A 14,352-nucleotide genomic window follows, 5' to 3' on the forward strand; every position below is an offset into this window, starting at 1 on the left:
CAAAACACTCACGCCGCGCTGGCCTCCGGGTGCGCCGCGTCCCACTCGCGCAGGGCCTGGGCGTCGCGGGGGGTGACGTCCGGGTAGTCCGGTTCGCCGCCCACCGCCGGGGTGACCCGCCAGGAGCGGGCGCATTTGCGGCCCTCGGCCGGGGTCGGCACCACGGCGACGCCGCGCACCTCGTCGAGCCGGAACGCCTCCGCCGGGCCCTCACCGGCCTCCACCGTGATCGCGGAGGTGATGCAGGTGTCGGCGAAGTCGCAGCCCTCCAGGGCGGCGAGCAGCTCCGGGTCCGCAACGTAGACGGTCGGGGCCGCCTCCAGGCTCGCGCCGATGCGCTTGGCCGCGCGCTCGATCTCCAGGGCGCCGGTCACGGCCCGGCGCACCTTCCGGATTTTCTGCCAGCGCTCCGCCAGGGTGGGGTCGAGCCAGGCCGCGGGCGTCTCCGGCAGGGTCTGCAGGTGGACCGAGCCGTCGGCGGACGGGTAGCGGTCGAGCCAGGCCTCCTCCGCCGTGAAAGCGAGCACCGGCGCCAGCCAGACCACCACCCGACGGAAGGTCTCGTCGATCACCTGCAAGGCCGCCCGGCGGGTCACCGACGAGATCGGATCGCAGTAGAGCGCGTCCTTGCGCACGTCGAAGTAGAACGACGACAGGTCGCCGGTCATGAAGCCGTTGAGCAGGGCCACGACCCGCTTGGTGTCGTAGGTCGCGTAGGCCTCGCGGATCTCGCCGTCGAGCTCGGCCAGCCGGTGCAGGATCAGCCGCTCCAGCTCCGGCATCTTTTGGAACTCGACGTCATCCCCCTGGATCCGATGCGCCAGGGAGCCGAGCATCCAGCGCAGGGAGTTCCGGAGCTTCCGGTAGGTCTCGGCAAAGGTCTTGATGATCTCCGGGCCGATCCGCAGGTCGTCGGTGTAGTCGGAGGCAGCGACCCACAAGCGCAGGATGTCGGCGCCCGAATCCTTGATGATGCTCTGCGGCGCGACGACGTTGCCCTTCGACTTCGACATCTTCAGGCCCTTCCCGTCGAGCACGAAGCCGTGGGTCAGGACGATGTCGTAGGGCGCCCGGCCGCGGGTGCCGGAGGATTCGAGCAGCGAGGACTGGAACCAGCCCCGGTGCTGGTCGGAGCCCTCCAGGTACATCACCCGGTCCTGGCCGCCGTCGCGGACGCGCCGCACCCCGGCGAGCGCCGGGAACGCCTCCGGATCGTCCAGCACGAAGGCGTGGGTGGAGCCGGAATCGAACCAGACGTCGAGGACGTCGGTGACCTTCTCATAGGCGGCCGGGTCGTGGTCCGGGGCCAGGAAGCGCTGCGCCGCGTCGTCCTGGAACCAGGCATCGGCGCCCTCCGCCTTGAAGGCGGCGCGGATCCGGGCGTTGACGGCCGCATCCTTGAGGATCTCGCCGCTCTCCCGGTGGACGAACACGGTGATCGGCACGCCCCAGGCGCGCTGGCGCGAGACCACCCAGTCCGGCCGGTTGCCGACCATGCCGGTGATGCGGTTTTTTCCTTGGGGGGGCACCCATTGCGTCTCCTCGATCCCCTGGAGGGCCACGTCGCGCAGGCTCCTGTCACCGAGCGACGGCACCGGCCGGTCCATGGCGATGAACCATTGTGGGGTATTCCGAAAAATCACCGGCTTCTTGGAGCGCCAGGAATGCGGGTACTGGTGGCGCAGCACCCCGCGGGCGACCAGCGCCCCGGCCTCGGTCAGCGCGGCGATCACCGCCTTGTTGGCGTCGCCCTTCTCGCCCTTGTCGGTGAGCACCCGGGTGCCCTCGAAGCCCGGCGCGGCCTTGGTCAGGGCGCCGTCCGCATCCACGGTGTAGGGGATGGCCGGATCGATGCCGCGCTGGGCGAGGCTGCGGCCGGCGGCCATCCAGATCTCGAAATCCTCGCGGCCATGGCCGGGCGCCGTGTGGACGAAGCCGGTGCCGGATTCATCGGTCACGTGGTCGCCGTCGAGCATCGGCACGGCGAAGTCGTAGCCGCGGCCCTTGAGCGGATGCGCCAGGGTGAGACCGGCCAGGGTCTCGGGGCGCACGTCGCCGACGCGCTCGAACGCCTCGACCCGGGCGGCCTTGAACACGGTGGCGGCCAGGCTGTCGGCCAGCAGGTACGTCTGCCCGGGGGTGGCCCAGTTCTCGGCCGGCGCCTGCGTGACGCGGTAGAGCCCGTAGGCGATCTTTTTGGAGTATGCGACGGCGCGGTTGCCCGGCATGGTCCAGGGCGTGGTGGTCCAGATCACCACCCGGGCGTCCGCCAGCGCCGCGTCGGCCCCGTCATCGGCTCCTTGCCGGATCGGGAACGCGACGAACACGGTATCGCTGACATGCTCCTCGTACTCGACCTCGGCCTCGGCGAGCGCGGTCTTCTCGACCACCGACCACATCACCGGCTTCGAGCCGCGATAGAGCTGGCCGCTCATCGAGAACTTCATCAGCTCGTCGGCGATCACCGCCTCGGCCGGGTAGGCCATGGTCGCGTAGGGATGGTCCCAGTCGCCGGTGACGCCGAGGCGCTTGAACTCCGCCCGCTGCACGTCGAGCCAGTGGGCCGCGAAGGTCCGGCATTCCTGCCGGAACTCGATCACCGGCACGTCGTCCTTGTTGCGGCCCTTGGCGCGGTACTGCTCCTCGATCTTCCACTCGATCGGCAGGCCGTGGCAATCCCAGCCGGGGACGTAGTTGGCGTCGAGGCCGAGGGCGCCCGCCGAGCGCACCACCACGTCCTTCAGGATCTTGTTGAGCGCCGTGCCGATATGGATGTTGCCGTTGGCATAGGGCGGCCCATCGTGCAGCACGAAGCGCGGCCGGCCCGAAGCGGCGGCGCGGATCTTCCCGTAGAGGTCGATCGCGGCCCAGCGCTCCAGCAGCAGCGGCTCCCGGGTCGGCAGGCCGGCGCGCATCGGGAACTCGGTGCGCGGCAGGAACAGGGTCTTGGAATAGTCGCGGGCAGAAGCGGTCTCGGGGGTGGTCATCGGATCTCGCATCGGCGGTCGGGCCGGCGGCAATGGGCCGGCCGATACAGGAATCTGGGCAGGGCGGGCGGCAGCTGGATCCCGGACTTCCGCGCGGCCTCGCCGAAGCGGGCACTCATTTACGCGGAGGCCGGGCCAATAATTCGAAGCCTGCGGCCCAGGCCGCGAAGAGCATGCGAAGCGAACATGACCCGTTCTCTAGCAGCGGCCCCTTCCCGATGCCAGCGGGCGGCCCTGCGATGCCTGATGAGACCTTTCGGCGCCTGAACCGTTGACCGGTACGTCCTCCGCGACGCGCACGTCGCGGAACTCGTCCCGAACGACGACCAGGAGTTGACCATGAAGAAGCTGATGATCGCCGCCCTCGCCCTCGCCCCGCTGGCCTTCGCGTCCGGCGCCGAAGCCCAGGGCACGGCCAGGGGCGCCCAGCGCGGCGTCGAGGACGGCTCGGCTGCGGCCGGCCCGGTGGGCGGCGTCGTGGGCGGCGCGGTGGGTGCGGCCACCGGCACCGTCGGCGGCGTGCTCGGCACCGACCCGGATCCGGCCCGCCGCGCCCGCGAGAACCGCCGCGAGGAGCGCATGGACCGCCAGGAGCGCATGGGCCGCTAAAGCCCCGCCTCGGACATCGGCCGGTCGCCCTCAGGCGGCCGGCCTGTCCCGCCGGATCGTCTCCTGCGCCAGGAGATAGAGGCCGGAGCCGACCACGATCATGGCGCCGGCGACCGTCCAGCGGCTCGGCACGTCGCCGAACAGCAGGAAGCCCAGCGTCACCGACCACAGCAGCTGCGTATAGATGAACGGCGCCAGCACGTTGGCCGGCGCGCGGGCATGCGCCATCACCAGCAGCCAGTGCCCGAGCGTGCCGAACAGCGCGACACCGACCAGCAGCGCCCAGTGGGTCAGGCTCGCCGGGTTGGTCCAGATCCAGGGCAGGAGCGGCGCCATCAGCGCCAGGCCGGCCAGCCCGGTGTAGAACATCGTGGTGGCGGTGGAATCGTAGGCCGCGAGCTTGCGCGTGATGATCGCGTAGAAGGCGTAGACCACGACGTTGGCCACGCACAGCAGGGCGGCCGGGTGCATCCCGCCGAGGCCCGGGCGGACGATCACCAGCACGCCCAGGAACCCGACGGCGATCGCCGCCATCCGGGCCCGCGACGACCATTCGCCGAGCAGCGGCCCGGCCAGCAGCGCCACCGTAAGTGGGGCGGCGAACTGGATCGAGATCGTCTCGGCCAGCTGCAGGTAGCGCAGGGCCACGAAGTTCAGGGCCGTGGAGGCGAACAGCAACAGCGAGCGCACGATCTGCAGCGTCAGCCGCCGGCTCTTCACCACCCCGGGGGTGCGCACGGGATTGATGAACAGCGAGATCATCGCGACGCTGGCGGCGTAGCGCATGAAGGTGGTAACCAGCGGGTCGACCTCGGCCCGCGCCAGCGTCTTGGCGCAGGCGTCGAGGCTCGCGAAGAAGGCGACCGCGCCGCACATCAGGGCGATGCCGACGATCCGCCGGCGGCGCGCGAGGTCGGGTGACGGGGCCGCACGCGCGGAGGCCCTGTCGTTGGCGACGGATGTCGCGACCTGCGTGCTCATGCCTACCAAATCTCGGTGGAGGCCTGCTAATCTGCCACGGGCGTACCCGCCGCGGCACCCGCCGCCGCGCAGGGGAACCATGCAGCCGGCACGGCGTCGGACGCCGATGCCGGGCTCAGCGCTTGGCCGCGACCTTGTCGGCGGCCGCCGTCTTCGTCGCCGTCTTGGCGACCTTGGCTTTCGCCGGGGTGGCTCCGGCGATCAGGGCGGCCAGATGCCCCTGGTCCAGGCCCGCGGCCGGAGCCGGCACGGCGGCCGGCGCGATGGCGGCCGCGCTCACGGGCCGGCGCGGCTCGATCGAGCCGGTCGCGGCTGGATCGGGCATGCTGGCAAAGGCCGCGATCGGACTCGCGGGGGTGGATTCGCGCTGCACGCGCAAGGTCCAATGGGCGGCGGTGGAGAGAGCGGCGATCCCGAGGATCGCCTTGATGCCGCCGGTGAGCAGGGCTCGCATGGTGGTCAGGCCCGAAAGAACGCGGTTACGCCGGACCGGATCCCGGCCCCATCGCATCATCGCGCGGGAGCGTGAACGAAGCTGCAACCGCCTGGCGTTGCATCGTCCCGGATCGGGGCAGGGCGCCGGATCGGGGGGCCTGGACGCCGCCGCGGGCGCCTATCCGCGCCGGTGGCGAACGGAAATCTTTGTGGGCCTTGCGCCGAGCCCGCGGTTCCTGTTCCCCGCGCTCCCGACACTCCTGCAGCGACTCGGCCCACTGAGCCTCACAGGATTGGTCCAGAGAACTGGTCCGAACCACCCCGTCACTGCCGGCCCCGCTACCATGCAGGCCCGAGCGGGCTCGCGAAACCTTCAGGCGCATCGGCCGCGGGAGACCGCTCGTGTAGAGGGTGGCAGCCGAGCCGGCAACAGAGCGACGGCCGATTCGGCGCCCCCCGCGGCGATCAGCGCGCCGCAGCGGCCGCGGCGAAGCGCATCAGCGCGGCGATCTCGGCGTCGTCCGACCCCGCGGCCAGGCGCGCGTACAGATCGCCAAAACCCGAAAACACCTGCCGCCCGGCCGCGTCCGGCCCGAGGAAGTCGGCGATCTCGCCCATCTCGGGCGCCCAGCGATAGGCCTTCGGCGCCATGTCGGGCAGGGCCTTGGCGAACCGGGCCAGCAGCGCCGGCTCGTTCTCGGCGAGCTCGTCGAGAAGTGCCGTACCAGCCCCGGCCCGCTCGGCGGCCAGGACCATGAGGGCGGCGAGCGCCGTCAGCCCCTTGTTGAGGCCGGCATAGCTCATCTTGAGGCTGGAGGCCGCGCCGACGGGCCCGGGGCAGACGCGCAGGTCCAGCCCCAACGCGCGCAGGGCCATCGCCGGGGCGGTATCGTCCCCGGAGACGTAGACGCGGGGCCCCGTGCCGCCGGGCTTCGGCGGCAGGCCCAGGATCGCCCCGTCGAGGAAGGGCGCGCCCGCGCCGGCGACGATCGCGGCGATGCGCCCGACCGTGTCCGGGCTGACGGCGTTGGCGTCGACATAGACCGGCTTGCGCGGTGCTGCGGCGAGGGCGGGGGCGAGGCGGTGAGCCAGGGCCTCCGCGTCGGCGGGCGGCACGATCGACAGCAGGATGTCGGCGGCCGCGAGGTCGGCCAGATCGGCATCGACCATCCCGGCCGCCTCGGCGCGTGCCCGGCTCGCCGCTCCGCGCCCTGCGAGCGCGGTCAGCACGCGGGCGCCGTGCTCGACCAGCCGCGCCCCGATGGCGCTGCCCATGGCGCCGGGGGCGATCACCGCGATGGTGGGCATGGGAGGCTCCGAAAATGCGCTGCCGGGACTATGGTAGCCGGCGCGCTTACGATGTCATCACGTGCTCCACGATCCGGGATCGCCTTTACGATCACACGGCACGCCGATAATCTTGCGAGCATGGCCCAACGTGCAGAGCATCCGCCCGAGCAGCCCAGGCATTGGCGCCTCCAGGACGCCAAGAGCCGGTTTGGCGAACTCGTTCGGCGAGTCAGGAGCGATGGCCCGCAGCATGTGACTGTCCAAGGCCGGGAGGCCGTCGTCGTGATCTCCGCTGAGGAGTTCCGTCGGCTCACCGGACCTGCGACGGGCCAGTCGCTCATCGATGCGCTGCAAGCCTCACCCCACCGGGACATCGATCTTGAGCCCGAATCTGTGGTGATGCCGGTTCGCGATGTCGGCTTGTGACTCGCTGGCTGCTCGATACCAACGTCCTGTCTGAGTTACGCCGTCCGCGACCCGAGCAGAGGGTCGTGGCCTTCGTCGCCGCCCAACCGCTCGACGCCCTCTTCGTGAGCTGCGTAACGCTCGCAGAACTCCGCTTCGGGATCGAGCGGCTCGCCGACGGAGCCCGTCGGACGGACCTGGCCGATTGGCTCGCGCACCGGCTCAGGCCGATGTTCGAGCGACGCATCTTGCCCCTCGACGAAGACGTGATCGTGCACTGGCGATTTCTGGTCGAAGAGGGCCGGCAACGCGGGCACACGTTCTCGCAGCCGGACCTGCTGATCGCCGCAACGGCCCTGGATGCAGGACTGACGCTAGCCACGAGAAACACCTCGGACTTCTTGCAGACCGGCGTCCCGATCTTCAATCCATGGACCGACCCGCTCCCTTGAGGCTTGCGTAGGCGCGGGACTTACCGCAGCGAGCCGCAGAACCGCTGGATGCGCCGGCAAGCTTCCTCCAGGACGGCGTTGGAGGTGGCGTAGGAGATGCGCAGGTTCGGGCCGAGCCCGAAGGCCGAGCCGTGCACGGCGGCCACGCCCTCGGCCTGGAGCAGCTCGGTGACGAAATCCTCGTCCGTCTCGATGGTCTTGCCGGATTCGGTCTTCTTGCCGATCAGCGCCGCGCAGGACGGGTAGACGTAGAAGGCGCCCTCCGGCGTCGGGCAGGTCAGGCCGTTGGTCTGGTTGAGCATCGACACGACCAGGTCGCGCCGGCCCTGGAACGCCGCCCGGAACTTCGCCAGGTGGTCCTGGGGGCCGTCGAGGGCGGCGACCGCCGCCCATTGCGCGATCGTGCTCGCCCCGGAGGTCTGCTGGCCCTGGACGAAGTCCATCGCCTTGATCAGCTTCTCCGGCCCGGCCGCGTAGCCGATCCGCCAGCCGGTCATGGCGTAGCCCTTGGAGACGCCGTTCATGGTCAGCGTGCGCTCGACCAGCTGCGGCTCGACCTGGGCCGGGGTGACGAAGGCGAAGTCGCCGTAGGTCAGGTGCTCGTAGATGTCGTCGGTGAGGATGTGCACGTCGGGATAGCGCAGCAGCACGTCGGTGAGCGCCTTCATCTCGTCGCGCGTGTAGGCGGCCCCGGACGGGTTCGACGGCGAGTTGAGGACGATCCACTTGGTCTTGGGCGTCAGGACCCGGTCGAGTTCTTCCGCCTGAAGCTTGAAGCCGTGCGCCATGTCGGTGTCGGCGAAGACCGGCGTGCCGCCGCAGAGCCCGACCATCTCGGGGTAGGACACCCAGTAGGGACGGGGGATCACCACCTCGTCGCCGGGGTTCAGGGTCGCCAGGAAGGCGTTGTAGAGCACCTGCTTGCCGCCGGTACCCACGATGGTCTGCGAGACCTTGTAGTCGAGCCCGTTCTCACGCTTGAACTTGCGCACGATCGCCTCGCGCAGGGGCGCGATGCCCGAGACCGGCGGGTAGCGGGTCTCGTTGCGGTGGATCGCCTCGATCGCGGCCTGCTTGATGTGGTCCGGCGTGTCGAAATCCGGCTCGCCCACCGACAGGCTGATGACGTCGACGCCGGAGGCCTTCAGGTCCCGGGCCTTCTGGGTCATCACGATGGTCGCGGACGGCTTCACCCGCGAGAGGACGTCGGCGAGGAGAGCCATGATGTGTCGATCTCCGTGAGGGCGAGGCGATCTCGGACGCCCGCGATGCGGCGGGGACCCTAGGCCGACGGTGCGGTGCGGACAAGGCTGCGCGGCAGCCCGGTTTTCATGCTAGGATCGTGCCGATCCGAAGAGGCCGAGTGAAGAGGCCGAGTCATGCCACCCGCCGAGACGATCAGCGTCACGCTGCCTCCCGAGACGGTCCGCACCCTGCGCGAGCGCGTCGAGGCCGGCGAATACGCCTCGCTCGGCGAGGTTTTGGAGGACGCGGTGCAGGCTTGGCAGAGCCGGCGCCGGGAGGATGCCGAACGTCTCGACGCGATCCGCGCCCGCATCCGCCGCTCCCTCGACGACCCGCGGCCGCCGCTGAGCGTCGAGGAGGTCCGAGCTCACATCAAGGCCCTTCATGCCGAGACCGTGAAGGCCCACCGGAATGCGACGCCTTAGGGTCGTCTTCCGTGCGGAAGCCGAGTTCGATCTGCTGCAGATCTACCGTTGGGTCTACGAGGCGAGCCGCGATCCGAGCGTTGCCGACCGGTTTCTGGACCGGCTCGTCAGCCGCTGTGAACGTGTCGGCGACGCACCCCATGGTGGTCGCCCGCGCGACGATTTGGAGCCCGGGTTGCGGACGGTATCGTTCGAACGATCCGCTGTGATCGCTTATCACGTCAACGGCGATCGGGTGGAGATCGTCAACGTCTTCTACGGCGGCCGAGACTTCGAGACCCTGTTCCAGGGCGGGGATCAAGCAGGCGGGACGAACTGAGAGCGACCTGCGTCGCCTGCAGCACGGGCATCGGCCCCTCGACCGGCCCTCGCACCGGCCAGCCCGCCTCCCTATCTCCCAACCATGACACCGCTCTCCGTCCTCGACCTCTCCTTCGTCAGCGCCGACTCGACCCCGGCGCAGGCGCTGCACGACACGCTGGCGCTCGCGCGCCACGTCGACGGTCTCGGCTACCGGCGCTACTGGCTGGCCGAGCACCACGCCCTGCCCAACGTGGCGAGCCCGGCCCCCGAGATCATGATCGGCCAGATCGCCGCCGCGACCCGGGCGATCCGGGTCGGCTCGGGCGGCATCATGCTGCCGAACCACGCGCCGCTGATGGTGGCCGAGCGGTTCCGAGTGCTGGAGGCCCTGTTCCCGGGCCGGATCGACCTCGGCCTCGGGCGCGCGCCCGGCACCGACGGGCTCACCGCCCGGGCCCTGCGCCGCCGGGAGGCGCCCGGCGAGGGCGGCAACGACGACTTCCTCGACCGCCTGCAGGAGTTGCTGTTCTGGGACGGCGGCTTCCCGGAGGGGCACCCGTTCGGAAAGATCCAGGCGAGCCCGTCCGGCGTGCCGCTGCCGCCGATCTTCCTGCTCGGATCGTCCGATTACAGCGCCCAGCTCGCCGGCGACATCGGCTGCGGCTTCGGCTTCGCGCAGCACTTCTCCGGGATGCCGGCCGAGGCGCCGATGCTGGCCTATCGCCGCCTGTTCCGGCCGACGCGGCTCGGCACGCAGCCCCATGCGATCCTCGCGGTGGCGGCGATCTGCGGCGCCACCGACGCGGAGGCCGAGCGTCAGGCCGCGAGCGCCCGCCTCTCGACTCTGCGACGGGAGCGCGGCGAGTACCGCCCGCTGCCGAGCTTGGAGGAAGCGCTCGCCTACCCGTATTCCGACGCGGAGCGGGCCCAGATCGAGCGCGGCCGCGACAAGCTGCACGTGGGCGGGCCGGAGACCCTGCGGGCGCGGCTCATGGACCTCGTGGCGCGGACGCAGGCCGACGAACTGATGATCGTCACGGCGATCCCCGACCAGGCGGCGCGGCACGACTCCTATACCCGGCTGGCCCAAGCCTGGGGCCTCGGCGCGGTCTCGGAGGCGGCCTGACGGTCAGGGATCCCAAAGGGCTCAGCCCTTTGGCGGAGTATCGGGGCGGAGCCCCGATGAACCAAGGCTCCGCCCTAAACCCGCACAAGGTCCCGGACCTTCTGGATCCGGAACCTTGGCGTCAGCGCCCCAGCAGGCGGCCGAGGCGACCGAGCAGGCCGGGGGCCTTCTCGTCAGGCGGTGCGGCGGAGGCCGCCGGGGCGGCTTCGCCCTTCAGCGCCAGGACCAGCCCGAGCGCCGCCGTGTCGGTGGTCTCGCGGTCGATCAGGATCAGGCTGCCGGTCTCGCGGTTGGCCGCGTAGGCGTCCACCGCCACCGGACGGTCGAGGCGCAGGGACACGTCCGCGATGTCGTTGGCGGTGAGGCGCTCGGCCGGGCCCGGCTTGCCGGTCTCGGGATCGATCCGGGAGACGATCCGCTCGACGGTGGCGTTGACCGTGGCGGTGCCGATCTTGGCGAGCAGGCTCGCCCCCGGCGCCAGCTCGGTCTCGGCCGCCCAGAACAGCCGGGCGTCGAAGCTCTCGGCGACCCGCAGGGGCGCGCCGGACGCCGCGATCACCTGCCCGCGGGAGGCGTCGATCTGGTCGGCCAGCACCAGGGTCACCGATTCGTCCTCGCCGGCCTCGGGCAGGTCGCCGTCGGCGGTGTAGATCCGCGCCACCGTCGAGGTCCGGCCGGAGGGCTGGATGGTGACGGCGTCGCCCGGGCGGACCCGGCCGCTGGCGATCCGCCCGCTATAGCCGCGGAACTCGGAATTCGGCCGGTTGACCCATTGGATCGCCATGCGGAACGGAGCGTTGAGCGCCTCCGCGTGCACCGGCACGGTCTCCAAATAGTCGAGCAGCGTGCCGCCCGTGTACCAGGGGGTGGCGATGCCGGGCTCCACGACGTTGTCGCCGTTCTTGGCCGAGAGCGGGATCGCCTTGACCTCGGCGAAGTTCAGGTCGCGGGCGAACGCGGCGAAGCCCGAGCGGATCGCGTCGAACGTGTCCTGCGACCAGCCGACGAGGTCCATCTTGTTCACCGCCAGCACCACCCGGCGGATGCCCAGCATCGAGACCAGCAGGGCGTGGCGCCGGGTCTGGCGGATCAGGCCCTGTCGGGCATCCACCAGGATCACCGCCACGTCCGCCGTCGAGGCGCCGGTGGCCATGTTGCGGGTGTACTGCTCGTGGCCGGGGGTGTCGGCCACGATGAACGAGCGCTTGTCGGTGGAGAAGAACCGGTAGGCGACGTCGATGGTGATGCCCTGCTCGCGCTCGGCCTGGAGGCCGTCGACGAGCAGCGCCAGGTCCATCTCCTGCCCCTGCGTGCCGTGGCGGCGGGAATCGCGCTGGAGCGCCGAGATCTGGTCGTCGAAGATCTGCTTGGTGTCGTGCAGCAGCCGGCCGATCAGGGTCGACTTGCCGTCATCCACCGAACCGCAGGCGATGAAGCGCAGCACGGCCTTGCTCTGGTGGGCGGCCAGGAACGCCTGATAGGTGGCGGCACGGTCGCTGAACGCGGTGGGAGCCTGGTGCACCGTCATCAGAAATACCCCTCCTGCTTCTTGCGCTCCATGGCGCCCGCGCCGTCCTTGTCGATCACCCGGCCCTGGCGCTCCGAGGTGCGCGCCGCCAGCGTCTCGCCGACGATCTCGGGCAGCGTGGCCGCGTCGCTCTCCACCGCGCCGGTGAGCGGGTAGCAGCCGAGGGTCCGGAAGCGGACCAGGCGCTGCTGCGGAACCTCGCCGGGCTCCAGCGGCAGCCTGTCGTCGTCCACCATGATCAGCTGGCCGTCGCGCTCCACCACCGGACGCTCGGCCGCGAAGTAGAGCGGCACGATCGGGATTTTTTCCTGCTCGATGTAGAGCCAGATATCGAGCTCGGTCCAGTTGGACAGCGGGAACACCCGCAGGGACTCGCCGCGCTTCTTCTTCAGGTTGTAGAGGTGCCAGGGCTCCGCGCGCTGGCGCTTGGGATCCCAGCGGTGCTGCGCGGTGCGCAAGGAGATGATCCGCTCCTTGGCCCGGCTTGCCTCCTCGTCGCGGCGGGCGCCGCCGAAGGCCGCGTCGAACTTGTACTTGTCGAGCGCCTGGCGCAGCGCCTGGGTCTTCATCACGTCGGTGTGGACCTCGGAGCCGTGGCTCACCGGCCCGATGCCGCGGGCGAGCCCGTCCGGATTGGTGTGGACCAGGAGGTCGAGGCCGAGTTCCTTCACCCGGGCGTCGCGGAAGGCGATCATCTCGCGGAACTTCCACGTCGTGTCGACGTGGAGCAGCGGGAACGGCAGGGTGCCGGGCGCGAACGCCTTCAGGGCCAGGTGCAGCAGCACCGAGGAATCCTTGCCGATCGAGTAGAGCATCACCGGGTTCTCGGCCTCGGCGACCGTCTCCCGGAAGATGTGGATGCTCTCGGCCTCCAGCCGCTTCAGGTGGCTGAGGCGGTCGGCGGAGGCGGGGGCGCCCGTCGGCACCGCGGCGGCGAGGGCTGCGCTCATCGGGCGAACTCCGGCTGGCGGGTCTTCACGTCTGGGGTGCTCTCGAAGATGGCGGGCTCCTGGCCCGGCTGGATCGACGCGGAGGGCCGCCCGACATGCAGGCCGCACTCCTTCTTCTCTTCCTGCTCCCACCACCAGCGCCCGGCGCGCTCCGGCTCGCCGAGCTTCACGGCGCGGGTGCAGGGGGCGCAGCCGATCGACGGGAAGCCGCGATCGTGCAGGACGTTGTAGGGAATGAAGTTCTCGCGCACAAAGCTGTCGACCTGCGCCCGGGACCAGTCGGCCAGGGGGTTGAGCTTGATCAGGCCGCGGGCGGGATCGAACTCGGCGAGCGGCGTCTCGGCGCGGTTGGCCGACTGGCCAGCGCGCAGGCCGGTGAGCCATCCGCTCGCGCCGTCCAGCGCCCGGCCGAGCGGCTCGACCTTGCGGAACCCGCAGCAGGCCTGCCGGGCCGCCACCGAGCGCCGGAAGCCGTTGATGCCCTCGTCGCGGACGAACGCCTCCTCGGCGGTCCGCTCCGGCGCGTAGGCGCCGATCCGGATCCCGTAGGCCGATTCGGTTTCGGCCCAGGTGTCGTAGGCCTCCGGGAACAGCCGGCCGGTATCGAGGGTGACGATCTCGACGCGGCCCTTCGCCAGCCCGGCCATCGCCAGCCCGTGGGTCAGCGCCTGGTCCTCGACGCCGAGGCTCGTGGTGAACACGAGCCGGCCCGGGATCTCGGCGGCGATCAGGTGGAGGCGACCTGGCAGGTCGAGCCCGGACAGCCGCTCGGACAGGGACTCGGCCATCGTTCGGTCCGGACGGGTCATCGCGACATGTCCTGAGGTTGGTGCGTGGGATAAGGGCGCGGATCACGCCGCACCCAGTTGTCGAAGGGTCGAAATGTTCGCTATAACGAACGAAGTCAAGGCGGCTCGGGGTGCTTGTCGGGCATATCCGGGTGGCCTGGCGTGCGGTGGCGCACCCTGTTCCTCCGCACCCGAGACCCCGCACGACAAAAGATTCTTCTCGGCGGCCCTCAGAAACGCCTAAACTCCCCGCGCGCGGCCCAGCGTGGAAGGATCCCACGGAGACGACCTTGGACGCCATCGATCTCAAGATTCTCGCCTTGCTCCAAGCGGACGCGACCCTCTCCATCGCGGCGATCGGCGAGCGCGTCGGCCTGTCCCAGACCCCATGCTGGAAGCGCATCCAGAAGCTGGAGGCCGACGGCGTGATCGACCGGCGGGTGGCGGTGCTCGACCCGGTCAAGCTGGGCCTCGGCCTCACCGTGTTCGTCTCGATCGAGACCGCCGACCACTCCCAGGAATGGCTTCAGCGCTTCGCTGCGACCATCTCGGCCATGCCGGAGGTGCTGGAATTCTACCGGATGGCCGGCGACGTGGATTATATGTTGCGCGTCGTGGTTGCCGACATGCAGGCCTATGACAGCTTCTACAAGCAGCTTATCGCGGTGCTGCCGCTGAAGAACGTCACCTCGCGATTCGCCATGGAGAAGGTGAAGTCCACCACCGCCCTGCCGCTCCCGGCACCCCCGAAAACCGGGCGCCACCTCCCCGGCACCGGCCCGGTCCTCGCCGTGGTTGGAGAATGATCTTCTCTTTTATTGCGGCGCA

At 70.4% G+C, this 14,352-nt stretch carries 15 protein-coding genes; 7 read left to right on the top strand and 8 right to left on the bottom strand.

What is annotated here, in order from left to right; translation table 11 throughout:
• Positions 1-8: 8 nt before the first annotated feature.
• Entirely contained in the window at positions 9-2,987 is a 2,979-nt protein-coding gene (ileS, locus tag MFF40_RS03200; protein WP_147898014.1) for an isoleucine--tRNA ligase, read from the bottom strand.
• A gap of 339 nt (positions 2,988-3,326) precedes the next feature.
• Here ileS and MFF40_RS03205 point away from each other — a divergent pair, with 339 nt between their 5' ends.
• Positions 3,327-3,596 (top strand): hypothetical protein, encoded by a 270-nt coding sequence (locus MFF40_RS03205; RefSeq protein WP_147898013.1) that lies wholly within the window; start codon positions 3,327-3,329, stop codon positions 3,594-3,596.
• Between the two features lie 30 nt (positions 3,597-3,626).
• Here MFF40_RS03205 and MFF40_RS03210 read toward each other — a convergent pair whose 3' ends face one another.
• From MFF40_RS03210 to MFF40_RS03220, 3 genes are all read right to left on the bottom strand, one after another.
• A complete protein-coding gene (locus tag MFF40_RS03210; RefSeq protein ID WP_147898012.1) occupies positions 3,627-4,577 on the bottom strand; it encodes a DMT family transporter in 951 nt (316 codons plus the stop codon).
• Positions 4,578-4,692: 115 nt separating this feature from the next.
• Positions 4,693-5,031, bottom strand: a complete 339-nt coding sequence (locus MFF40_RS03215; RefSeq protein WP_147898011.1) for a hypothetical protein — start codon at positions 5,029-5,031, stop codon at positions 4,693-4,695.
• Positions 5,032-5,477: 446 nt separating this feature from the next.
• Positions 5,478-6,320: a DUF1932 domain-containing protein gene (locus MFF40_RS03220; protein WP_238259653.1), complete on the bottom strand. Its 843-nt coding sequence runs from the start codon at positions 6,318-6,320 to the stop codon at positions 5,478-5,480.
• Positions 6,321-6,440: 120 nt separating this feature from the next.
• Here MFF40_RS03220 and MFF40_RS03225 point away from each other — a divergent pair, with 120 nt between their 5' ends.
• Positions 6,441-6,728 carry a type II toxin-antitoxin system Phd/YefM family antitoxin gene (locus MFF40_RS03225; RefSeq protein ID WP_147898009.1) on the top strand — a complete coding sequence of 96 codons (288 nt, stop codon included), beginning with the start codon at positions 6,441-6,443 and terminating at the stop codon, positions 6,726-6,728.
• Positions 6,725-7,159 (top strand): type II toxin-antitoxin system VapC family toxin, encoded by a 435-nt coding sequence (locus MFF40_RS03230; protein ID WP_147898008.1) that lies wholly within the window; start codon positions 6,725-6,727, stop codon positions 7,157-7,159. Before MFF40_RS03225 ends, MFF40_RS03230 begins: the two co-directional genes overlap by 4 nt.
• A 20-nt stretch (positions 7,160-7,179) precedes the next feature.
• On the opposite strand, the gene MFF40_RS03235 is transcribed toward MFF40_RS03230, so the two are convergent.
• Entirely contained in the window at positions 7,180-8,382 is a 1,203-nt protein-coding gene (locus MFF40_RS03235) for a pyridoxal phosphate-dependent aminotransferase (protein ID WP_147856804.1), read from the bottom strand.
• A 156-nt stretch (positions 8,383-8,538) separates the two neighbouring features.
• On the opposite strand from MFF40_RS03235, the gene MFF40_RS03240 reads away from it, so the two are divergent.
• The 3 genes from MFF40_RS03240 (at position 8,539) to MFF40_RS03250 (ending at position 10,258) form a co-directional block, all read left to right on the top strand.
• The gene (locus MFF40_RS03240; RefSeq protein WP_147856803.1) at positions 8,539-8,829 is read left to right on the top strand and encodes a ribbon-helix-helix domain-containing protein; all 291 of its coding nucleotides are present in this window, start codon (positions 8,539-8,541) and stop codon (positions 8,827-8,829) included.
• The gene (locus MFF40_RS03245; RefSeq protein ID WP_147856802.1) at positions 8,816-9,148 is read left to right on the top strand and encodes a type II toxin-antitoxin system RelE/ParE family toxin; all 333 of its coding nucleotides are present in this window, start codon (positions 8,816-8,818) and stop codon (positions 9,146-9,148) included. The genes MFF40_RS03240 and MFF40_RS03245 overlap by 14 nt, the downstream gene beginning before the upstream one ends.
• A gap of 84 nt (positions 9,149-9,232) precedes the next feature.
• On the top strand, positions 9,233-10,258 hold the full coding sequence (locus MFF40_RS03250; protein ID WP_147898007.1) for an LLM class flavin-dependent oxidoreductase: 1,026 nt from the start codon (positions 9,233-9,235) through the stop codon (positions 10,256-10,258).
• 121 nt (positions 10,259-10,379) lie between these two features.
• On the opposite strand, the gene cysN is transcribed toward MFF40_RS03250, so the two are convergent.
• Genes cysN through MFF40_RS03265 form a run of 3 tightly spaced genes read right to left on the bottom strand, consistent with a single transcriptional unit; the run spans position 10,380 to position 13,545 of the window.
• Complete coding sequence (gene cysN, locus MFF40_RS03255) at positions 10,380-11,786, bottom strand: sulfate adenylyltransferase subunit CysN (RefSeq protein ID WP_147898006.1); 1,407 nt, start codon at positions 11,784-11,786, stop codon at positions 10,380-10,382.
• Complete coding sequence (cysD, locus tag MFF40_RS03260; protein WP_147856965.1) at positions 11,786-12,736, bottom strand: sulfate adenylyltransferase subunit CysD; 951 nt, start codon at positions 12,734-12,736, stop codon at positions 11,786-11,788. Before cysD ends, cysN begins: the two co-directional genes overlap by 1 nt.
• Positions 12,733-13,545: a phosphoadenylyl-sulfate reductase gene (locus MFF40_RS03265; RefSeq protein ID WP_147898005.1), complete on the bottom strand. Its 813-nt coding sequence runs from the start codon at positions 13,543-13,545 to the stop codon at positions 12,733-12,735. Before MFF40_RS03265 ends, cysD begins: the two co-directional genes overlap by 4 nt.
• Before the next feature lie 269 nt (positions 13,546-13,814).
• Between MFF40_RS03265 and MFF40_RS03270 the strand changes: the two genes are divergently transcribed.
• Entirely contained in the window at positions 13,815-14,330 is a 516-nt protein-coding gene (locus tag MFF40_RS03270) for an Lrp/AsnC family transcriptional regulator (protein ID WP_147857649.1), read from the top strand.
• Positions 14,331-14,352 lie beyond the last annotated feature (22 nt).

Source organism: Methylobacterium mesophilicum, assembly GCF_022179445.1.
Classification (GTDB): Bacteria; Pseudomonadota; Alphaproteobacteria; order Rhizobiales; family Beijerinckiaceae; genus Methylobacterium; species Methylobacterium mesophilicum.